Here is a 23264-nt window from a genome sequence, read left to right on the forward strand (position 1 = left end):
CCAGAAACCTTAAGAGGAGCTTTAAATTCTTTGACTTCTCTGCACGGACTGACAGAAATTGATGCCACAGCTTTTCCATTCTCACTGGTACGAACATACAGAGTTCCTTCTGTGCGTCCTTTTACAGCCACACTGATCTCTTTTGTTGCCCTGAGGTCAAAATACTTAAAGCCTGCCAGGGCACCGTCGCACATATTTGCAATGTACTGATCCGGTCCGGACTCTCTGTCTTTTCCATCCTGAGTCAGATATGGACAGTCTTTCTTCGGATGCTTGATCATGCTTAAGAAACGTGTTCCCTTTTTTCCATAAAGGTTGCAGACAATATAGGACGGGTAAGTTCCTTTCCCTTCCAGCGGTCCGCCATTTAAACCGCAGGAGGTCATCTCTGCCTGATAAAATTTTCCGTCTTCGAAACAGATCTCTTCTGCCATCGCCTGACGGGAGGACTGTTTGCGGTTACTGTGTCTGTGATAGAAAACAAAATATTTTCCATTCAGTTCAATGATACTGCCATGTGTATTTCCAGTATCAAATCTTGCATGCTTCACATCCGGCACACCTTCAAGGCCCACATCACCGTTACTTACCAGAATGCCGCCATACTGGAATCCCTTTACCGGACTGTCACTTGTCGCATAGCAGAGTTCATGGCTGTTCATTGTACTGTAAATAAAGTAATATGTACCATCGAATTTACGCATGGAACTTGCCTCAAGAAAAGAATGACCCTCATAAGGTGTTCCGACAGACTCCTTTTCACCTGCAATGCCAATGTATGATGGTCCGTTCAATACGGTCAGCATATCAGAAGGATCGAGTTCAAAACACATCGGTCCATGCTCTGTTGGTTTGGAGCCATCCAGAAGGATCGGGTTTCCTGCCAGTGCAAAGCCTGTGTACAGATACAGTTTCCCGTCGTCATCCATAAAGATGCCCGGGTCAAACTGGAACGGCTCATTCTTCTTACCGATTGCAACGCCATCGCTGTATTTTACGTATCCGTAGAATTCGTATTTTCCTGCCGGCTCGTCACATACAGCTACGGATATCATCTTTGTACCACCCATAAAATAGTACAGATAAAATCTCCCATCCGATCCCTGTACCATATCTGGGGCAGCAAGGCCATTTGTCAGACGGATCCTCGGTGCCGCCGGATCCTGTTCTCTTTTATAAATACATCCTTCGTAACGCCAGTTACCCAGGTCATCTATCGGTGCGGACCAGCAGACATAATCGCCCAGACAGAAATTCAGTCCGTTGAAGATATCATGAGAACCGTAAACGTACACACGGTCTCCTACAACATGTGGTTCTGCATCCGGGACATATTCCCAGCTTGGCATGTATGGATTTACAGCCTGTTTTGTTTTCATATTTTCCCTCCAATTTCACATTTTCAATTTCACAATTCTGATTTCGTAACTCAAAATTTATAGTCTCACTTTTATCGTATCTGCATTGTATCATGATTTTCCGTATCGGATTTCTTTTGAACGTGGTTGGTTTATTTTTCTGCGTGATCTGTGTTTTCCCGAATCTGTCCCGCATATGTTGACCAGAAATAGTTTCGTTTATAACTGTCCGCGGACATCTGTGGAACAAGAATCTCCGCACTGGTGCCATCCAGAAGGTGCTGACCCACGATACATTTCGAAGGATCTTTCTGTTCAAGTACGATTGCCTTAAGACCTGTGCAGCCCGAAAAAGCATAATCCCCGATCTGCGTCACATTCTCCGGAATCACGATCGTTTCTTCGCCCTGATATGCCTCGCTGTCTCTTGCAGTCCATATCCTTGTCTCTGTAGATATATCTTCCCATGTCCTGTGAGGTTTCTCCGGAAGTTCCACATTTACAGTCCTGTCATCGCCAAGCATCGCTTTGATATCCCGGATCAGCTGCACAGTATTTACTTCTTTTCCCGCCTGATTCAGATGAAAATTGGTGTCAAAAAACCATTCCGCTTCCATCAGGCTGTTTTTCGGATTTCCTATAACCGGAAAATCCAGTTTCTGACGCAGGAACACATCATATGATTTCAGATCATCTGCGTCTTCCACTGCCAGCTCGTTTACCGGGCAATATCTGTACCAGACGGCTGCGCCTTTTTTCTCAAGACGCTCTGCCCAGACATTCATATACTCCAGAAATTCCGGCTGTACCACATCTTCTGTAAATCTTACTTTCTGGTTCACATCATAACCGCCCGGAAGTATATTCTTCTGACATGTATCCAGGTCAATATCTCCATAGGTATTAAAGGATTTTTTCTGATATACGCTGTCTGTCGGAGGATTTTTTCCCTTCCATACATAGTTCAGTTTTTCCAGAGCAAATCCCGGGAAATTTCCCAGCATCACTTCAAAATTTTCACTCTTTATATGGCGCAGCATCCCAAAAGCTCCGTCAGCAGCCTGCCACATATATTCTCCATTAAAATAATCTGAAAGCGTCTGCTCACTCTGTTCCGGGGAAAGGATCACAATATCCCCTTCACGAATATACGCTTCGGAAAGATCCATGACCGCCTTCGTCCCAAGTCCTGCATACATGCCAAAGTTGACAACCTCATACGAAGGAAAAATTTCGTCGATCATCTCGCTGTCACAGTCAAAAGCAACGCCGCTGCCGCCAACAAGTACGATTCTCTGTCCCGGAGTTTCCTTTAATCTCTCATATTTACTTTTCAGTTCTCCCATAAACGTATCCCCATACTGTACAGGCAGTCCAAACCCACAGATCAGGAAAAAAATCTGCTCCACTAGAAGCACTGCCAGCGCAATTATGACAACACGTCTTACTGTTTTTTTATCCATATTTAAAACCTGAAATAAATAAATGCATTTTCACCGCCGGATGCCATCATGCCAAGCCATGAAAATTCAATTACAGTCACTATCACAACAAAACCTGCTGCCGCCAGGCAAAGTCCCTTCCTGGTCTGGCAGTACTTATCAATTTCCTCGGGAATCCGTTCCAGAAGCACCCAGGTAATTCCTGTCGCAAGCAGCCGCAGAATCGCCAGGCCCTGAATGCCAAGAAAACTCATCGTCTCCGAGATTCCACTGCCCAGCGGATTCACAAACGGCTGCAACAAAATCTGCCACGCACCGAAAAGCGAAGGCGCCCGGAAAAACACCCAGGCAATATTCACAAGAAGCATCGTCATAACCCATCCAGCCGCCGGATGCAGAATCCTCTTTTTATCTTTCCTTATCCACGAGAAGCACATAGCCACAACCATATAGATTCCATGGATCAGTCCCCACACAACAAAATTCCAGGACGCGCCATGCCAGAATCCACTCAACAAGAAAACGATCAGCACATTCCGGCATCTCTTCACAAATCCTCTGCGGTTTCCTCCAAGTGGAATATATACATAATCCGTAAACCAGCGCGTCAGGCTGATGTGCCATCTTTTCCAGAAATCCTGTATGCTTACTGCACGGTAAGGATGCCTGAAATTTTCCATAAGCCGTATCCCCATCATACGTGCCGCACCTCTTGCAATATCTGTATATCCGGAAAAATCACAATAAATCTGAACGGCAAAAAACACGGTTCCCAGAACCGCACCAATCCCACCGGCATCCTGCGGTGCAGCATACACTCTGTCAACATACACAGCCAGATAATCTGCCACGACAACTTTTTTGTAAAATCCCCGGAGCATCAGCCAGAAACCATTCAGCAGATCTACCCGGCTCCTTGTATGTTTTTCCTTCAGCTGTCCGAGGAGATTCCCCGCCCTCTCGATCGGGCCTGCCACCAGCTGTGGAAAGAATGAAACAAACAGAGCATAACTTGCAGGATTTTTTTCCGCAGAAATCTCGCCCCGATATACATCGATCACGTATGCCATTGTCTGGAAAGTATAAAATGAGATTCCCACTGGCGGGACCGAATATTTCAGTCCGGTCAGAAGTCCCAGGCACACAGCCACAGCAAAAATCAGCCAGGTTCTTCTGTGTCTGCCTTTCTCGATAGCAATTCCCGCCAGATAAGTAACCGCCGTTGTAAGCAGAAGCAGCCCTCCCGCCCAGGAACTTTCCCGTATATAGAAAAAGTAACTCACTGCCAGCAGAAAAAGTTCTCTGTGTTTCCACGGAATCTTCCAGTACAGGAGCACCACCACTGGAAAAAGGAAAACAAATGTCAGCGATATAAAATTCATTTTTTCTCCTCCTTCGCAAGCTGTTCTTTCAGATCATGGATCACTTTTTCGGTCCGGATCTGCGCCCCTTCTGTAGATAAATGATTATCTGTCCCATACAGATAGATTCCTGTATATAAAGAATCCTCAAGTTCAGAAATAACAGGAACATGCAGCTGACTCTTAAAATATTCATGCAGGCGGGCTCTTTCCTCCTGCGTGCTGTCTTTTGAAAGTGCATATTTATTTCTGGGTGAATAGGTAAAATAAACTTTTATTCCCTGATCCATAAATTTCTGAAACTCTGCATTCGCAGAATCGATATACGTTTCTTTCGGAAAGGCGTTTACTGTATAATTTACCGGAAGTCCGTAAATCGGTTTTTCACTCGTGGAATTCGGGCGATATACGACATAATCCCCATACTCATTGTAACTTGGTTCCTCCACTTCATTTCCATCCTCATCATAATCTGAAGCACAGACATCGTAATTTTTTCGTTCCATATCCTGTCTTGCTGTCTGGTATGCAGAAAAAGCTGTAAAGACCTGTGCATATTCCCTGAGGTCTAAATCGGCAAATGCATCATAATTGGATTCCATCATGGCAAATGTCGCATAATCCAGTTCCTTCTGATAGCAGAACTGCCTGTTTGCCGCATCAAATTCCGGAGAGTCCAGAAGAATATCTCCCTCCTTCATGCAGGACCGGATCAGTTCAAGCTGCGGAAGTGCCGGTGAGTAAGCAAAAACTCCCATATTGACCACCTCATAATCAGGAAAAGCCTGATCGAGCATCGCACTGTCGTATCCAAACCTCGTCGAAGAACCGGAAAACAGGACAATCTTCTTTTTGTCCTTCAGACTCAACAGACGATCATATTTATCCTGAAAGGTATCGAAATAATTTCCACTGTAAGCTGGAGCCTCGATCGAATTGATATGCAGGGTACGAAGCATATCGCAGTCCTGAAATGCATAATCGCTGATTTTCTCCAGATCATCGTAGATATACAGCTGTTCCAGTCGACTGTTCCTGAATGCCCACTTTTCAACTTCATGAATCCCAGGTGAAAGGATCACGGTTTTGCACTCTGTGTCTGCAAAAGCCTGTTCCCGGATGGTTCGCACTGGAAAACCTCCAAGGCTGGACGGAACGCAGATCTGCTGTGCCTTTCCGATATAGCTGGTTATGACTGCAAAGCCTGACACTTTTTTGTATACAAAATCTGCCTCGCCTGTCCAGGGAATCCATTGTGCATACAGCACAAATCCTTCTTTCCATTCGGTCCGGCTTCCGAGCCCCACTGCCTGTCCGGTTCCATCGGCTCTGGTATTCCATCCAAGCAGTGTGTATCCATCTCTGGCAAAAAGATCCGTTCCGGTCGAAGTATTGATCCTCTGATGTGTACCGCGGTAACAGATACTTACTCTGTCTGAATCTCCTGAAATGTTTTGTCCGCCATTGGCATCATAGACAATCTCATATTTTCCTTTTTCGGCCTGAATGCAGATACTCTCTGAATAATTTACTTCATGCAAAACAAGATTTACTGTTTTTCCATCATCCTCTTTTGTTATTTCGGTCTCGCCATGATAATCTGTGCCAAGAAACTGCCAGTTATCATCCAGCATGATCGTAAAGCTCACATCACTTCCAGATTTTATTGTTCTGGCAGGATCTGTTACATGGTAGCCTTCTCCGGCTTCCAGAACGATATGACAGAGATTTTCTTTCTCCGTGTTTTTCTGACCGCATCCGGACAGTCCTGCTATCAGCAGAAGAAGGAATATCCCAGATGCCATTTTCAATTTTCTTTTGCGCATGAATCAAATTCCTCCTTCCATTTCTGACTTAAACTGACTGGCGGTCTTCCGGCATATTCAAGGCACAGTTTCACACTTACTAACCTTATATATACCAGAAGACCGCCTCATTGTAACAGCCCTTTTAGGCTCTTTATTTATTTGTTTTTTCTCGCTGCAATTGCTTTCTGCTCTTCCGGCAGATCCTTCTCTATTGTAAAGAAGAAGATCAGAACTGCACAGATCACATAAGCAATTGTCTCTACCCAGATATATCCGACAGAGATTGCTGTCTGTGCTGCAGCTGTCTGTGCCGCAGTACCAAGTGCGATATCTGCTGCCTGGTCATATCCACTGGCATTTAAGATCGCACTGAAAATAGAGTTGCATACAGGAGTTGCAGCTACCATGATGGAGCTGTAGATAGACATTGTCAGTCCATCTGTACGGATTCCGGATTTGTATTCGATATGATCGATAACATCCGCAAGCATTGCAAGGATCATGTAGCATGCCGGAGCGGATCCGAGACATTTAAGCGCGACGCCAATTGCTACAGGAACGATCTGTCCGTTACCCATAATAGCGATTACACCGCCGACAGATCCCAGAAGCATGCCGACCATACATACGATACGTTTTCCAAATTTGTTGCAGAGAGGTACGATCGCCACTGCTGCCACAGCCATCGGAACCGCACCCATGATGCTCAGGAGTGACTGTGAAGCGCCCCATGCATCTGCTGTACCGAAGAAAGTATTGTCCATTACCCACTTACAGAAATAAGTCATGGAGCCATTTTTCATCGCGCCGCTCCACTGGAATCCCATGTAGAACAGCATAACGATCCACCACATTTTTTCACTGGCAACTGCAGAAAGCTGTTCTTTCAGAGAAGCAGTTTTAACCTTTGCTTCCTCTGTTGCTCCCTCAGACATCTGTTCTTCTGTTACACGCTCACGTGTAAACTTGAACTGTAAGAAGATCGTCAGTGCAGAGAAAATGGCGATCGCAGTCATAGCTACAAACCACAGATGCTGATTTTCTTTCAGCGCAAAAGAAACCAGGATCGGGAATACCATGGAACCAGCACCCATAACGGCAAGTCCTGCCACATTGGTAAAGGAAGCCAGTGCTCCTCGCTGCTTACTGTCTCTTGTAGATACAGGGATCAGTGTGGAGTTTGCTGTATTGTAGATTGGATAAGCTACTGCGTAAAACAGGTTGTACGCGATCGCGATCCATACCATCTTGGCAGTTCCCTCAAAAGGAACTACAAACATCAGAACAGAGGCAATAGACAGGGTCAGTGCGGACAGAAGGATCCACGGTCTTGCCTTTCCTGCCATTGTTCTCGTGCGTTCAATAAGCTGACCTACGATCAGGTTTGCCGCTACGATCAGGATGGTCGAAAACAGCTGTAAGGTTGTCAGAAATGTCAGGTTCAGTTTCAGGACATCTGTAAAATAGTTCTGAAGGATACTGGTAAAGATACCGGAAGCCAGAAGTGCTCCGAACGGTCCGATAAAATATCCGATCAACATCTCCGGAAGTTTTACATCATCTGATTTGATCCTGGAACCGGTCAGGGGACCGTTCCAGAAATCTTTCTTTGTCTTGGTCATAAAATCAATCCTTTACTACTTTGAAGAAGGAAGAAATAATTGTACAGATCAGAGCAGCCGCGCACACGATCATTCCAATGATTGCACCCTTTAAATCCGCCATATTCTGAGCGTTGTTCTCAAAAGTCATGATCGATCCGATCGCAGCGATCCTGCTGCTGATAAACTGAATCAGTGCATATGCTGTCAGTACACCACACGCTACTGGAAGGATATCCAGAACCGGTTTTGCTCCCATTTTCATAGAAGCTGCGATCATAACGATCTCAAGGATCGCAGCTGCAGCCAGGCAGGCTACAACCGCATTATTAACGCCACTGTTTATAAAATAATTTGTTTTGCAGTTCATCATGTACAGAACCAGTCCTGCAACAGTCACAAGAGCAGTGATTACACTTAAGACCAGTCCTGCGCCCATTTTTTTCTTTTCAGCCATAGTTTCGTTTTCCTCCTTACTGCTCTTTCTTTTTCAGTCCAAGCAGATACATTGCTGCACAGAGTACAGTCAGTACACCGAATCCAACGCGAAGACCTGTGATCAGGTTATCGTACCATGTATTCAGTTTTTCAATATGTGTAGTAGTTGCCATGCCATCCATTGCATTGGAATTTGCAAGTGCATAGTTCTGATACAGCATTGCCTGTTTCAGGTCTGTCAGAAGTTCTTCACTCTTGCTTGCATTCTCTACACTCCAGTATGGCCATACTGCTTCTACTGCTGCCATTGTGTTATCACCGGTGTTACATGTCATGGTTACACCATTATGTACTGCCATGCGGATCTTTGTATAAGTCGGATCCTGAATGAAGTCCTCAGACATCAGACCCTTGAATCCCCATTCTTTACGAACGATGTTCAGAAGCAGTCCGGTATGTGCATTACTTGTCACACAGCCGACACGGTTGTATGCAGTCATTACAGCAAGCGCATTTGCATCTTCGATACAGGACTGTACACCACGCAGTTCATTTTCACGGGCAGCCTGCTCTGTCATAAACTCGGCAATACCTGTACGGTTGATTTCAGTGTCATTGAATGCCAGATGTTTCGGTGCGATCAGTACGCCATATTCATGTCCGGCTTCGATGATTGCTGCACCCTGACCAGCTGTCAGAACTGCATCTTCAGAGAAGTACTCGTGGTTACGTGCATTGTAAGGTGTACGATGAAGGTTTGTTCCAACGCCCCACCAGATTGCTGTGTTTGCCCACAGAGAATAGTTACCGATTACTTTGCCCCATTCTTCTGCCAGCTGTTTGCTGAATGTCTGACCAATTACAGTTTCAACTGCCATAACACCCATTTTGTAATCACGGTTCGGATCATCCTCTGCGATCACGCATGGATCTCCTGTGGAATCGTCTGAGTTTGCATACTGTCCCAGCGGATAGGAGTTGAATCCGTTCGGTCCGTCGTTCTGGATAGCTTCCGGAGAAGTGATAGATTCGATCGTTTTTGTACTGGTTCCGCCAAGTCCTGTACGAATCAGGCATTCTTCCAGAGTGATCTGATCCATCAGAGTGCTCCATCTTTCATCTGTAATATCGTCTACTCCTTTGAGGTTAGCCAGAGTCATTCCATTGTCTGCACCAAAGGTTACAGAAGACGGATCTCCGTTTGCTTCGATATCACTGTAGTCATCAGCCATAGTACTGATCATTTCGTTTGTAGCTGTCAGGTCTTTGTATGTTTCCGGCCAGGTTCCTTCCCAGTCATTTCTGCTGAGATAAGTAACTGTGTCTTCCATCCAGTTGTTCAGATCTGCATCCTGGAGCTGATTTTCTACTGGTGTACCATTTAAGGTTACAGCGAAGGAAGAAGAATCAAAATCGCCAAGTTCCCATGTCTGTACGTTGTCTTTATTTCCGTCAACTTTCTGATCCTGTGCGGCAAGGACATTGTTTACAGCCTCATGTGCACCGTTTCCAACAGTGAAGTAATAAGTTCCGTTGTCCAGGATCCAGTTACCGGTTGTACCTGCTTCGTTATCACAGGTGCTGTCCCAGCTTGCCATATCCTGTGCATCTGCTGTGATGGTAACAGTCTGGCTTTCTCCTGGCTCGATCATATCTGTTTTTTCATAATCCAGAAGCTGAACTGCTGATTTTTCTACTTTGTTCTCTATGTCATAGTCTGTATAAGGAACAGAAGTATAAAGCTGTACAACATCTTTACCTGCAACATCACCGGTATTCTTAACCTCTACCTCAGCAGTTACCGTTCTGTTCTCAAGGTCTACATCTACACTCTTGAGAGTCTGTTCGAAGGTTGTATAGGAAAGACCATATCCAAATGGATAAGATACTTCATTATCATAATCCCATGCTTTTCCTGTAGAACTTCCTACGGTTGCATCTGCATTTCCCTGTCCAAGTACAGTGTCTGCATATCTGGTTTCGTAATATTTATATCCTGTATAAATACCTTCTGCTTCAACTTCTTCTGCATTGATATTTACAGTCGGATCTGCATTGATCCACTCATAATTTCCGAAGTTCTGTGCTGCCGGTGAGTTGGCATTTGTTACAGCATAGGTATCTGTCAGATGACCGGACGGGTTTGCCTCTCCAGAAAGAATATCTGCAACACCATAGAAACCATAGCCTCCCGGAAGACCTACTTCCAGGATAGCGTCTACGCCGTCATTGTTTTTGATCTCATCAATCTCCATTGCGTTTGCATTGTTCAGCATAACGATGACTTTACCGCCGTTGCTTTCTTTTGCTTCAACTGCAGCATTGATCAGGTCACGCTCATCATCACTTAATCCAAGCGGATCGGTCTGGTTCAGATCCTGAGATGCATCTACGCCGTCCACACCCGGAAGGTAAGTTCCGTTCTCTGTAGAGGAACGTCCGATCGTTACCAGCATGACATTGTAATCATCCATAGATTCTTTCCACTGGCTGTCTACACTGTCCATTGTTTCCTGTGAAGGCTCTTCGCTTGCAAATACGCCGTCTGTTGCAGGTGCTGTAATGTGGTAGTATTCTACGATATTTCCCCACATATTAACCTCTGTCTTGAACTCTGATTCCAGACTCTTGTACAGATTCTGAAGATCTTCATTGATGCTGAATCCTTTTGCAGCTAATGCTTCAACAAAGTCTACAGTATCTGCATCTGTTCCTTCATTTTCAGTCAGGGAACTTCCCATGTCACCGCCCTGTACCGGATAGTAGCTGGAAAATCCAAGAAGGGACAGCTTCTGTGTCTCATCTTTTGACAGCGGAAGTGCATTATTCTCGTTCTTTAACAGAACAGTTCCTTCCTCACTCATACGTTCTCCGAGATCCTCGATGGACTCCAGAAGTTCTGTAGTGCTGGAATAGTCAGACTTATATGTATACAGATCCTCGTCTGTACTGTCTGTTACCATAGCACTGCTCTTGGTTCCAAGAAATTTGTCGATGTCTGTACGATAGCTGTCTACTACAGGTCCTGCCGCAACAGAAACGGTCAGAAGAGACGCTGTAAGAGTAGTCATACCACGCCAGATATTTTTTCTGCTCATGATTTTATCTCCTTTCTTTCCATGAAATATGGGTAAGCCTCATCGCTCAAGTGCTTCCATAATTTCCATGACCTAAATTTAACATAAATCCCAAAAACGCTCCCATTTTTTTCGCAGACTGCACTTTTTCAGCCGTAAATGGGAGCGTTTTTTTATTGAATTTTCACAAGCAAAATTTTTCAGGGAATCTTGCACAAATTGTGATATTTGTTTTTGTCTATATTGCCTATATGGCAATTTATTTCTGTGTTGTTACCGGAATCTCACATGTATATGTTTTTTCTTCATCAGAGACCGTGATCTTCACGGATCCGCTTTCTCCGGCACGGACTACAGCCATCGCCTCACCATAATAAGTATCGACGGTATCCTGTGCATAGTTACCTTCCACATAGGAGCAGGCACTTCCCAGACCTTCAAGCGTAGCATTCTCTACTGTAACTTTCAGGTGATGTTTTTCCATCGGTTTCCAGATTCCGTTAAAGTCTCCGTACTGCAATGGAACAAACAGCAATCTGCCCGCTTCCACAGTTTCCTGTTCCGGTTTGATATGAAGCATGGTTTCTTTATTTGCTGTCATCAGTGTCTGGCGGTTGATCTCACGTCCGTTCTTATCATAGGAAACTGCTGTAATCTCGCCATCCTCATATGGAATGTGGAATTTAGTCCTGCATTTTTTTACTTTGCCACGTGCAGCTTTCTTTCCATTGACCAGAAGCTCCACCTCTGCTGCCCTTGCAAAAACTTCTACTTCAGCTTTTTCTCCGGCACATCCTCGCCATGACCAGCTCTCCAGTGCTTTGGTCAGAGCCCATCCTGTCAGGTTCAGGTTTTCTTTCTGACAAACAGGTTTCACGGCGATAAACGGACCTGTTTCCCGTTCAAAAGCAACTCTTGTGTAAGCTGCCTCTGCACGCGGCTTTCCAAGAAGGTCGATTCTTCCGTTATTTCCAGTCATTCTTGTATGCGGCATCTTGCCTTTGTATTCTTCGTATTCAGCTGCACCGTCTCCGGTCTCTCCGATATATTCCCATCCTGACCAGACAAAATCTCCCAGGATCCGCTTATTCTTCTTGGCAATTTCCCAGAAACTGTATGCATCCTTGCAGAAAGTCTCTGTACCGAGGATCAGACGTTTCGGGTATTTCTTCAGGTCATGTTTGTAGCGGAAAAGTCCGTAGTTGTATCCTGCGATATCCATGTTCGCATATGCATCCTTTGTTTTCCAGTCACATGGCGGGAGGGTCGCACCGATCTTCATGAAGTAATCTCCGACCAGACAGGCAAGGGTATTATAAAATTCACTTCCTACTGGTTTCTTCTTCTCTTTTTTCTCTGCTTCCTGCTTTGCAGACTGGGCGCTTTTTTCTGCCTTATCATCACTGTAAACGCCCATTCCCATAGAACTTAAGAAGTTAAAGAAAATGTTGATCCCGCAGGTTACTGGTCTGTGCGGATCCAGTTTATGAAGGTAAGAAGTCATTCTGCCGGTGAGTTCGATTCCTTTTTTCTGTGCAGTCTCTGCAACTTCATTTCCTGTAGAATACATGATAACAGACGGATGGTTGTAATCTTTCTCCACCATATCCTTGAGGTCCTGCTGCCACCATTTCGCAAGGTAATTCACATAATCATATTTTGTCTTATGGATATACCAGACATCGACATATTCATCCATCACCAGCATTCCCAGACGGTCGCAGGCATCCAGCATATCCTTAGAGCATGGATAATGAGACGAACGGATCGCATTATAGCCATTCTCTTTGAGGATGCGGATTCTGCGCTCCTCTGCCTCCGGATACGTGCAGGCACCCAGCACACCATTATCGTGATGCACACAGGCACCACGGAGGATTTCTCTCTTACCATTGATCGTAAGGCCTTTTTCCGGGCTCCATTCAAGAAGTCGGATTCCAAATGTTTCCTCTACAACATCTTCTCCAAATGTTGCACGCAGAGTATAAAGATTTGGATGCTTACAGTCCCAGAGTTTTGCGTTCGGGATCTCCATACGGAAAACCGACGGGTGTCCAGTATTTTCTATTTCTTTTGTAAGAACATTTTGCTCTTTGTTCAGGATTTCAACTTTCACCATTCCCGGGCAGGAAGTCTTGATTTCTACTTCGATCACTGCCGGGGCATAGCTTACTGTATGGATCTTGATTCCATTGACCGGAATGTACTTCTTATCGCCTGTCCAAAGATATACCGGACGATAGATGCCGGTTCCGGAGTACCAGCGGCTGTTTGGCTGATCAGAATTTCGTGCGATCACACGGATCTCATTCTGTGCCTCATATTTCAGAAGCCCTTCTGTATCTACATAAAAATTTGTATAACCATACGGTCTGTATGCTGCTTTTGTTCCATTAATATAAACTTCCGCATTGTGATAAACACTCTCGAATTCAATGAGAACTTTTTTGCCGCTGTACTCTGATGGCACAAAAACATGTTTCGTATATTCGTAATCGCCGCCCAGATACCAGCCGGAGTTTCCCTCACTGACACTTTCCTCAGTACGCGGCTCACTCCGCATCGCATCATGCGGAAGTGTCACAGAATACGGTTCCTCATCTCTGGTAAGGCATCTGCATGTCCAATTTCTGTTAAAATCTATTTTTTTCATATCAAATCTTTACCCTTCTTGTTTCTCCTCTGACCAGAGAAAATTTTTGTTCACCGAGTTCCAGAACTCCACCGTCTGCAGCCGGTGTCACTTCCAGATATTCTCCATCCCAGAGCAGTCGGACTGTTCCATGGTTTCCCACCGGGAGTGTGCAGTCTAGTTCTGTAAAATACTGCATCTGTGGTTTTAATACATAAGTCGTCTCTTCTCTGTTTACGAGATCCAGTCCGGCAAAATATTTTGCCAGGAAATAGATCGGGCTTGCCGCCCATGCATGACAGAGGCTCTTGCCAAAATGATCACCGTACATGTCGTACTGTTCTTCCTTCGGCACAGACGGATCGTACTCTTCCCAGAAGGTAATTGCTCCAAGATCCAGCATGCCGCCCCAGTAGGAACGGATCTTGTCCAAAACTTCGGTCAGTTTTCCCATCTGGCACAGTACATCCAGTTCGAAGAAGTTAAAATATGGTGTTGTGATCGCCGGGATCTCATCGTTTTCGAGTACGTTTGTGAGGATTTTTTCCTGCTTATCCTTATCTGCGATAGCAAATAATACAGCAAAAATATTTGCATGTCTTGTCACATTTCGTTTCCCGGAAGTAAAAGAATCGATGTACGCACCTTTTTCCTCATCCCAAAAAAACTCTTCAATGGCAGCAGCCAGTTTCTCATACTCCTGTCTGTAAGCACTTCCGTCCTTGCCAAGCTTTTCGCTGATCTCTGCCATCACACGGAAGCATGCCGCATAAAGCATCTGTTCTGCACAGAGCGGGCCATCTTTGTCCATGTCTGCCCAGTCGATATAAATCCAGTCTTTTTCCTTTCCGATCAGGAAACCGTGTTCATCGCGTCTTCCATTGCAGAATTCCATAAGGGAAACCATCTTTGGATAAACCAGTTCCAGAAAATCCCTGTCACCGTATCCTTCATTGTGATAATTCACCCCCAGAAGCCACAGAAGAGAATAGTCTACGATCGTATTGATATGTCTCGTCATCGGGTCATTGCCGCGCAGTGCCAGAATCGTTCTCTGGTCGATATCTGCATCTGCCATCAGATAACGATTTACAAAAAAGCTCTGGTATGCATCTCCCGACCAGATCCATTTGTCACGTTTGGCACCATCAATAAAAAAGATGCCGCTGCAGAGGCGGAATGTATGCTCTGCCACAGACCAGATCTGGTTCAGGCGTTCCTCTCCGCAGTGGAATGCAGCTTTCACCGGAATGTCGACATACTGATGATTTGCTTTCAGTATGATCTCTCCCGGTTTGCAATCCGGAATGTATGCAAAATGTACTGCACAGCAAGGACATTTGCCAGTCTCCTTGTCCGGCTGCCAGCTATAGTAGCAGTTTACAGGGTCGATTGCCTCTTCTCTGGATTCGCCACAGCAGATCAGTACCGGCTGATATCCGTTTTTGAACTCTGCTTCCAGAACTGCATTCAGCTCTGTCTCAAATTCATAGAGCGTTCCGCTGTTGTATTCTGTTACGTTGACTGGTTCATATATTTTCTCGCTGTATTCCCAGACTGTCGGATTCTGTTCCGGTCTGGTGAAATATCTGCTTCTTCCTGCCGGCTGCGGTTCCTGATCATAATCTTCTGCTATCCAGCCTTTGTCTGAACAGATCACATCACCTTCTACATAAATACATGGAAAAGCCTCAATACATCCTGCGTGAACAGCGATTGCAACTTCTCCCGGTCCACAGGTGATCTTTTTTCCAAATGGGTATTTCTTTTCTCCTGCCAGTACATGCCCGATTGCATTGGAATATACAGTAAAGGAAGTTTCTTTTTCCAAATGATAAGTACGGCGAAAAGCCACGCGGTTGCGGAATCCTTCGCTTTTCCAGAAAGCCGGCCAGCCAAAGCCTCTCTCCACACGGCTGAAATTCTGCTTCATTCCATGATATAATTCAAAATCTCCCGGATACCAGATCCAATAACTTTTGCTCATTCCCGATTCCTCCAAATCTTGTTTGTTTTCATCATATATTTTCTACTTTAACTATACGGGCTGTCCACGCTTAAAGTCAAACACAGTTGACGTTCAAAAAACAGCTGTTCACGCAAGGCAGGGGCAGCCCGGATTTCTGTTGGAAACTTAAGCATTCTATGATAGACTGGATCTTAAAAAAAAGTAAATCTATATAAAAGAAAAGAGGGATTTTTATGGGTGAGATCATTGAGGAATTTTTTAACGGATACTGTCGGAATTTTGACATGACACAGACTGTAATCTGTGAATTCGAGCAGTTTCCAGAGGGGCTTCGTCTTCTTGATTCAAGCTGCGAATACGGGGTCTGTCAATACAGCAAAGACTGCACTCTCATGAAACAGGCACTTGCCAGGGAAAAAGAATGATCTGGACACACTACACAAAAACAGCCGGAAGCTTAACTGCTCCCGGCTGTCTGTTTCTCAAATATTCAGTTAATCCCATCCACCATATTCCTGAATGGTTTCTTCGACTCTTCTTCTGACCTCTGCTGCGATCTCTGTTGATTTCATATCCTTGTATTCGTCATAGCACATCGGTTTCAGGAAATGTACCTGAACGGTCAGCGGAGCCGCTGAGCCTGTGTCAAACGCCTTGTAGGTGTCGATCAGTGCTACCGGAACGATCGGGCATCTGGCTTTCATAGCTGCCTTGAAACTTCCCCCCTTAAATTCCTGCGGATGGTTTCCATTCTTGCTTCTGGTCCCCTCCGCAAAGATAAGATAATTGCGACCGCTCCTGACTTCCTTCGTGACATTGAGGATTACCTGCATGGACTGTCTGATATCCTCTCTGTCCATGATAAAAGCCTTCATACAGGTAAATACCTGCTTCAGAAATGGAACATTGCCCACTTCTTTCTTGGCTACAACAGAAAACGGCACCGGGCAGGCATCCAGGATCGCCAGAACGTCATACAGTCCCTGATGATTCGGATAAAACATAAATCCATTCTCCGACGGAATATTCTCTACTCCGTAGGACTTGATCGTAATGTTTCCGCCTGTATTCGCCTTGCAGTCGATTTTCTTGAGCAGCGCATAACGCTTTTCTTCCGGATAATCATCCACATGTCCCGCATACCAGTTCAGCATAAACCATCCATAAGGCACAAAGAAAAGATTTCGTAATACCATCATTATGATTCTTTTCATGCTACACCTCCCCAGGATCCTTTTAACTTAATTTTGAAGCGATTTTTTCTTCGTATCCTGGATTCTTCTTGATAAATTTATCGTAGGCAACGGTGTATTCCTGATATGCATCTGTCTTCATGAACAGCGCATATTTCTCTGCTGCCTGTTTGTTCATATCATTGGTAACATCTGATGGTGCAAGTATATAGTACTTATTGTCATCTTTTTTCTGAGTCATATAAGTACTGATGCACGGATAGCTCTGTCCGTCCTTGAGTACCAGATCATACGTAATATATATAAATGCATAATTACCATCCTGGTATATCTTATCGCACTTGTTGATCTGGATCTTCTCCGGAGAATGCGCTGCAAAATACTTGATATTTGCATCTATCTCTGCCTGAAGATTGTCATCTGCCTTGGTCACTCCATAGCATTTCTTAATCTTATTTTCATTGCCGCTCTCGTAGGATTCGATCAGGGCTTTGACAACTCTTTCCGGTGTTTTGTGGCTGATACCACAGCTTCTCACAGCAAAAATGATCGCTATGAGCAAAATTACAAGCACTGCGCCTCCCGCAATATACTGTACGGGAATATCCATCTTTCTGGATCTGCTCTTCTTTTTGCTTCTGGAAGTTCTGGGACTGGTTGACTTACTGCTGCCATTTACCTTGCGCATGCCAGTCCTTGAACTTCCCGTTCTTTTTGTTTCGAGTGCAGATCTTCTGATGTTGGATTTTGAATGTCCGGTCTTTCGGCGGCTTTTGGTATTCTTACTGCTCCTGGCAGCAGTTTTGCTGCCGCTGTTTAATGTGACATATTCCTTCTCCATGATGATCTAACGTCCCCTTTATTCTTCCGTGCTCTCCTGTACTTCATCATTTGCTTCGTTTACAGGTTCTTCTGCTGTCTGCTGATTCTCTTTGTCTTCTTCTTTCTCTCTGACTTTCGCAAAGCTTGCAACGGTCACTCCTTTGGAAAGATTGATCAGTTTTACTCCTGAGGTAATTCTTCCCAGAATAGAAATATCAGCGCACTGCAGACGGATAATAATTCCCTCTGTGGTGATCATCATGATCTCATTTTCTTCATTTACAGCTTTTGCACCGATAACATTGCCTGTCTTCTCAGTGATCTTGTAGCACTTCACGCCCTTACCGCCTCTGTTCTGGCAGGTGAACTCACTGATGGAGGTTCTCTTGCCCATACCGTTCTCAGAAACAACAAGGAGATAATATCCCTGCGTGTTAAGCTGCATAGCTACAACTTCATCACCATCCAGCAGATTGATACCGCGAACCCCCATGGAAACTCGGCCTGTGCTTCTTACATCTGTTTCTTTGAAACGGATGCACTGGCCATATTTGGTTACCAGGATAACGTCCTTCTTATCATCCGTTGCCTTTACTTCGATCAGTTCATCATCATCGCGAAGTGCGATCGCTGCAAGACCTACTTTGCGGACATTTGCATAATCCTGGATCGGAGTTTTCTTGACGAGTCCCTTACGGGTTGCCATCATCAGGTAATGTCCCTCTTCGAACTTGCTGATCGGGATAACTGCTGTAATGCGCTCTCCCGGCATCAACTGCAGAAGATTGATAATCGCAGTTCCTCTCGCAGTTCTTCCTGCTTCCGGAATCTCGTATGCTTTAAGACGGTATACACGGCCTGTATTGGTAAAGAACATCACATAATGATGCGTGGTCGTCATCATCAGTTCTTCGATATAGTCATCGTCCAGTGTCTGCATGCCCTTGATTCCTCTGCCGCCTCTGTTCTGGCTGCGGAAGTTGTCTACGGTCATACGTTTAATATAACCAAGTTTGGTCATTGTGATAACTGTATTTTCTCTCGGGATCATATCCTCCATGGAGATGTCATATGCATCAAATCCAATGGCAGTTCTTCTGTCATCGCCATATTTCTCAGCAATTGCAAGGATCTCCTCACGGATGACACGGAGAAGCGTATTTCTGTCTGCAAGAATTGCCTGTAATTTGCGGATCCTCTCCATTAATTCTGCATATTCTGCTTCCAGCTTCTCTCTTTCCAGACCGGTAAGAGCCCTGAGACGCATATCTACGATCGCCTGCGCCTGAACATCTGTCAGTTCAAAGCGATCCATTAATTCCTGTTTTGCGATCTGAACGTTTCTTGCGGCACGGATGATACGGATAACTTCATCGATATTGTCCAGTGCTTTGAGCAGACCTTCCAGAATGTGAGCACGTTCCTGTGCTTTGTTCAGGTCGTATTTGGTTCTTCTTGTCACTACATCTTCCTGATGTGCAAGATACTGCTTAAGCATCTCCGGAAGAGTCAGTACCTTCGGCTGAAGGCTTCCGTTTACGGAAACAAGGCAAAGCATGATCACGCCAAAAGTATCCTGAAGCTGTGTATGCTTATAAAGCTGGTTCAGGACAACATTTGCATTGGCATCCCTGCGGAGGTCGATGCAGATTCGCATTCCCTCACGGCTGGAGTGATCATTCAGGTCTGTGATTCCGTCAATCTTCTTGTCGCGGACAAGTTCTGCGATCTTTTCGATCAGACGGGCTTTATTTACGAGGTATGGAAGTTCTGTGACGATAATACGTGATTTGCCATTTGGCAGTGTCTCGATATTTGTCACCGCACGGACACGGATCTTGCCGCGACCGGTACGATATGCTTCCTCAATTCCTCTTGTTCCAAGGATCGTTGCTCCTGTCGGGAAATCCGGTCCTTTGACGATCTCAAGAAGTTCCTCGATCGTTGTCTCTCTGTCTTCCTCGATAATGTTGTCAATGATCTTGACAACTGCATTGATAACCTCTCTTAAGTTGTGTGGCGGGATATTTGTCGCCATACCAACTGCGATACCGGAAGTACCGTTTACAAGAAGGTTCGGATAACGGGACGGAAGTACAACCGGCTCCCGTTCTGTCTCATCAAAGTTTGGCTGGAAATCAACGGTATTCTTGTTGATATCAGCAAGCATCTCCATGGAGATCTTGCTCAGACGAGCCTCTGTGTATCGCATCGCAGCAGCACCGTCACCATCCACGGAACCGAAGTTTCCATGACCATCTACCAGCGGATATCTGGTAGACCAGTCCTGTGCCATATTTACAAGTGCTCCATAGATAGAACTGTCTCCATGAGGGTGATATTTACCCATGGTATCACCGACGATACGGGCACATTTACGATGCGGCTTGTCCGGACCGTTGTTCAGTTCGATCATGGAATACAGAACCCTTCTCTGTACCGGCTTCAGACCATCTCTTACATCCGGAAGAGCACGTGAGGCGATAACGCTCATGGCGTAATCTATATAAGATTTCTCCATGGTCTTCTGCAGATCCACCTCATGGATTTTGTCAAAAATATTGTCTTCCATTTTTTATTCTCCTAGATATCCAGATTTTCTACAAAACGTGCATTTTCTTCAATAAATTCACGTCTTGGTTCAACTTTGTCACCCATAAGAGTGGTAAAAGTCAGATCGATCTCAGATGTAGCAGATTCGTCCATTGTTACTTTGAGAAGGATTCGTTTCTCCGGATCCATGGTTGTCTCCCAAAGCTGCTCTGCATCCATCTCTCCAAGACCTTTGTAACGCTGGATCTTGTTGTTATTATCACGTCCGATCTCCTCAAGGATGCGGTTCAGTTCCGCATCATCGTAGGCATACCAGACTTTCTTGTTTTTTTCTACCTTGTACAGCGGCGGCTGTGCCAGATATACATAGCCCTGCTTGATAAGTTCCGGCATGAATCTGTAAAGGAAAGTCAGAAGAAGTGTCGCAATATGTGCGCCATCGACATCGGCATCGGTCATAATGATGATCTTGTGATAACGCAGTTTGCTGATATCAAAGTCTTCATGGATACCTGTTCCAAAAGCTGTGATCATTGCCTTGATCTCTGCATTTCCGTAGATTCTGTCAAGACGTGCCTTCTCAACATTGAGGATCTTGCCTCGAAGCGGAAGGATTGCCTGTGTCGCACGGTTTCTCGCTGTCTTGGCAGAACCGCCTGCGGAATCTCCCTCTACGATATAGATCTCGCAGTTCTTCGGATCCTTGTCTGAGCAGTCCGCAAGTTTACCCGGAAGTGACATTCCATCGAGTGCGGATTTCCTTCTGGTAAGGTCACGTGCTTTACGTGCTGCTTCTCTTGCTCTCTGTGCAAGAACAGATTTCTCAACAGTAGCCTTGGCTACAGATGGATTCTGCTCAAGGAAAATTTCAAGCTGCTTGCTGACAACAGAGTCTACGGCGCCTCTCGCCTCACTGTTGCCAAGTTTCTGTTTTGTCTGGCCTTCGAACTGTGGTTCTTCGATCTTGACACTTACGATCGCAGTCAGACCCTCACGGATATCATCACCGCTTAAGTTCGGTTCACTGTCCTTGAGAAGTTTGTTCTTTCTCGCATAATCGTTAAAAGTCTTGGTAAGTGCATTACGGAAACCAACGATATGTGTACCGCCCTCCGGTGTATTGATGTTATTTACAAATCCATAGCTGTTCTCTGTATAGGAGTCGTTGTGCTGCATCGCAACCTCAACAGAAACGCCGTCCTTCTCTCCCTCACAGTAAATAACCTCTGGATACAGAGGTTCTTTACTCTTGTTCAGATATGTTACAAATTCACGGATACCACCCTCGTAGTGGAATACTTTTTCTTTCTTGGAGTCTTCTCTCTCATCTCTGAGGACAATGCGAAGTCCTTTGGTAAGGAAAGCCATCTCACGAAGACGCTGTTTCAGGATATCATAATCATAAACAGTTTCCTCAAAGATTTCCTTATCCGGCAGGAATGTAACAGTTGTTCCTGATTTCTCCGGATCACACTCTCCAACAACCTTGAGAGGATACATTGTATGTCCTCTCTCATAACGCTGCTTGTATTCTCTGCCTTCGTGATATATGGTAACTTCCAGCCACTCGGACAGAGCATTTACAACAGATGCTCCTACGCCGTGAAGACCTCCGGATACCTTATATCCTCCACCGCCAAACTTACCGCCGGCATGCAGAATGGTAAATACAACCTCAACTGCCGGAATTCCTGCTTTGTGGTTGATACCTACCGGAATTCCCCGACCATTATCTACAACTGTAATGGAGTTGTCTGGGTTGATGCTTACCTGGATCTCTGTACAATATCCTGCCAGAGCTTCATCTACCGCATTATCTACAATTTCGTATACAAGATGATGCAGACCCCGGCTGGATGTACTTCCAATATACATACCCGGTCTTTTACGAACCGCTTCCAGCCCTTCCAAAATCTGAATCTGGTCCGCTCCGTACTCCGTATTTTCTCCGCCCATGTGCTGCCTCCTGTCATTCAATGTTATATAAAAATTACTGGTTGTATATCCTCTGTTGGACATACGTATACTAATTTATTATAACACAAAAACAACTCTCTTTCCATTAAAAATCCCGGTTTTCTGTAAAAACAATGTATAAAAAAAGGAACTGTATTTCACATTTTTTGGAAATACAGTTCTCGTATTTACTGGATCAGATATTGATAAATTTCTCTCTTGGATACCCCTCGGTCCTTCGCCACCTGCTTCATGGCATCCTTCCTGGAAAGCCCCTGTTTTTCGTAGATTTCCATATGTTCCTCGATGGAGATCTCCTCCCAGGAAGCTACAGCTTCTTCCTTGAGTTCCTGGCGGCTCTTGCCCTCGATCACAAGGACACATTCCCCTAATGGCTTTTCGTTCTCATAATGAGCGATCAGCTCATCGATCGTCGTATGAAAAGCAGTCTCATGTTTCTTCGTCAGTTCCCGACAAAGTGTCATTCTGCGGTTGCCAAGAGTTTCTTTGAGATCCTTAAGTGTGCGGACCAGCTTGTGTGGTGCCTCATACATAATGATCGTCCTTGTCTCATTGACCAGTTCATCCAGGACTTCCCTGCGTTCTTTTTTGTCCATTGGAAGAAAAGCTTCGAAAGCAAATCTCCTGGTCGGAAGCCCTGACAGAGTAAGTGCTGTAATACAGGCAGCAGGTCCCGGAAGTGAGGTCACTTCGATCCCTGCTTCATAACACATGGCAGCAAGTTCTTCTCCCGGATCTGAAATTCCAGGAGTACCTGCATCCGTGATCAGTGCAATGTTCATTCCTGACTGCATCTTCTCGATCAGTGTATAAGCTTTGTCGATCTTGTTGTATTCATGATAACTGGTCATGGGCGTTTTGATCTCGAAATGATTCAGAAGCTTGATACTGTTTCTCGTATCTTCTGCCGCGATCAGGTCTACTTCTTTGAGAGTACGCAGAACACGCAGCGTAATATCTTCCAGATTTCCGATAGGTGTTGCACACAGATATAATTTACCGCTCATAAATCAGGTTCCTTTCTTGAATTCTT

The 23264-nt window shown here is 45.1% G+C and carries 15 protein-coding genes (1 of these 15 only partly in view); 1 reads left to right on the plus strand and 14 read right to left on the minus strand.

Annotated elements, in window-relative coordinates; translation table 11 throughout:
* The 9 genes from DXC01_RS05975 to DXC01_RS06015 form a co-directional block, all read right to left on the minus strand.
* Positions 1-1379, minus strand: partial view of a family 43 glycosylhydrolase gene (locus tag DXC01_RS05975; RefSeq protein WP_118698505.1) — the 5' portion only. It extends 73 nt beyond the left edge of the window; the window shows 1379 of its 1452 coding nt (coding positions 1-1379); it begins with the start codon at positions 1377-1379; its stop codon lies beyond the left edge, outside the window.
* Positions 1380-1510: 131 nt separating this feature from the next.
* The gene (locus DXC01_RS05980; RefSeq protein WP_118698506.1) at positions 1511-2821 is read right to left on the minus strand and encodes a hypothetical protein; all 1311 of its coding nucleotides are present in this window, start codon (positions 2819-2821) and stop codon (positions 1511-1513) included.
* Positions 2822-2823: 2 nt separating this feature from the next.
* A complete protein-coding gene (locus DXC01_RS05985) occupies positions 2824-4182 on the minus strand; it encodes an MBOAT family O-acyltransferase (RefSeq protein ID WP_118698507.1) in 1359 nt (452 codons plus the stop codon).
* Entirely contained in the window at positions 4179-5987 is a 1809-nt protein-coding gene (locus tag DXC01_RS05990; RefSeq protein WP_118698508.1) for a leucine-rich repeat protein, read from the minus strand. Before DXC01_RS05990 ends, DXC01_RS05985 begins: the two co-directional genes overlap by 4 nt.
* A 137-nt stretch (positions 5988-6124) precedes the next feature.
* Complete coding sequence (locus DXC01_RS05995; protein WP_118252515.1) at positions 6125-7591, minus strand: MFS transporter; 1467 nt, start codon at positions 7589-7591, stop codon at positions 6125-6127.
* Positions 7592-7595: 4 nt separating this feature from the next.
* Entirely contained in the window at positions 7596-8027 is a 432-nt protein-coding gene (locus tag DXC01_RS06000) for a hypothetical protein (RefSeq protein WP_118252514.1), read from the minus strand.
* Between the two features lie 16 nt (positions 8028-8043).
* Positions 8044-11106: a glycoside hydrolase family 3 C-terminal domain-containing protein gene (locus DXC01_RS06005; protein WP_118698509.1), complete on the minus strand. Its 3063-nt coding sequence runs from the start codon at positions 11104-11106 to the stop codon at positions 8044-8046.
* Positions 11107-11344: 238 nt separating this feature from the next.
* The gene (locus DXC01_RS06010; protein ID WP_118698510.1) at positions 11345-13738 is read right to left on the minus strand and encodes a glycoside hydrolase family 2 TIM barrel-domain containing protein; all 2394 of its coding nucleotides are present in this window, start codon (positions 13736-13738) and stop codon (positions 11345-11347) included.
* 1 nt (position 13739) lies between these two features.
* Positions 13740-15704: an alpha-L-rhamnosidase-related protein gene (locus DXC01_RS06015; RefSeq protein WP_118698511.1), complete on the minus strand. Its 1965-nt coding sequence runs from the start codon at positions 15702-15704 to the stop codon at positions 13740-13742.
* A 215-nt stretch (positions 15705-15919) separates the two neighbouring features.
* On the opposite strand from DXC01_RS06015, the gene DXC01_RS06020 reads away from it, so the two are divergent.
* Positions 15920-16111, plus strand: a complete 192-nt coding sequence (locus DXC01_RS06020; protein ID WP_022213297.1) for a hypothetical protein — start codon at positions 15920-15922, stop codon at positions 16109-16111.
* Between the two features lie 69 nt (positions 16112-16180).
* Here DXC01_RS06020 and DXC01_RS06025 read toward each other — a convergent pair whose 3' ends face one another.
* The 5 genes from DXC01_RS06025 to rsmI form a co-directional block, all read right to left on the minus strand.
* A complete protein-coding gene (locus DXC01_RS06025) occupies positions 16181-16900 on the minus strand; it encodes a lysophospholipid acyltransferase family protein (RefSeq protein WP_118252510.1) in 720 nt (239 codons plus the stop codon).
* A 22-nt stretch (positions 16901-16922) separates the two neighbouring features.
* A complete protein-coding gene (locus tag DXC01_RS06030; RefSeq protein ID WP_227222113.1) occupies positions 16923-17720 on the minus strand; it encodes a hypothetical protein in 798 nt (265 codons plus the stop codon).
* Between the two features lie 18 nt (positions 17721-17738).
* Complete coding sequence (gene gyrA / locus DXC01_RS06035; RefSeq protein ID WP_118698512.1) at positions 17739-20273, minus strand: DNA gyrase subunit A; 2535 nt, start codon at positions 20271-20273, stop codon at positions 17739-17741.
* 11 nt (positions 20274-20284) lie between these two features.
* On the minus strand, positions 20285-22210 hold the full coding sequence (gene gyrB, locus DXC01_RS06040; RefSeq protein ID WP_022213293.1) for a DNA topoisomerase (ATP-hydrolyzing) subunit B: 1926 nt from the start codon (positions 22208-22210) through the stop codon (positions 20285-20287).
* A 188-nt stretch (positions 22211-22398) separates the two neighbouring features.
* Entirely contained in the window at positions 22399-23238 is an 840-nt protein-coding gene (gene rsmI / locus DXC01_RS06045) for a 16S rRNA (cytidine(1402)-2'-O)-methyltransferase (RefSeq protein ID WP_022213292.1), read from the minus strand.
* Positions 23239-23264 lie beyond the last annotated feature (26 nt).

Source organism: Blautia sp. OM07-19, from assembly GCF_003481595.1.
Lineage (GTDB): Bacteria > Bacillota > Clostridia > Lachnospirales > Lachnospiraceae > Blautia_A > Blautia_A intestinihominis.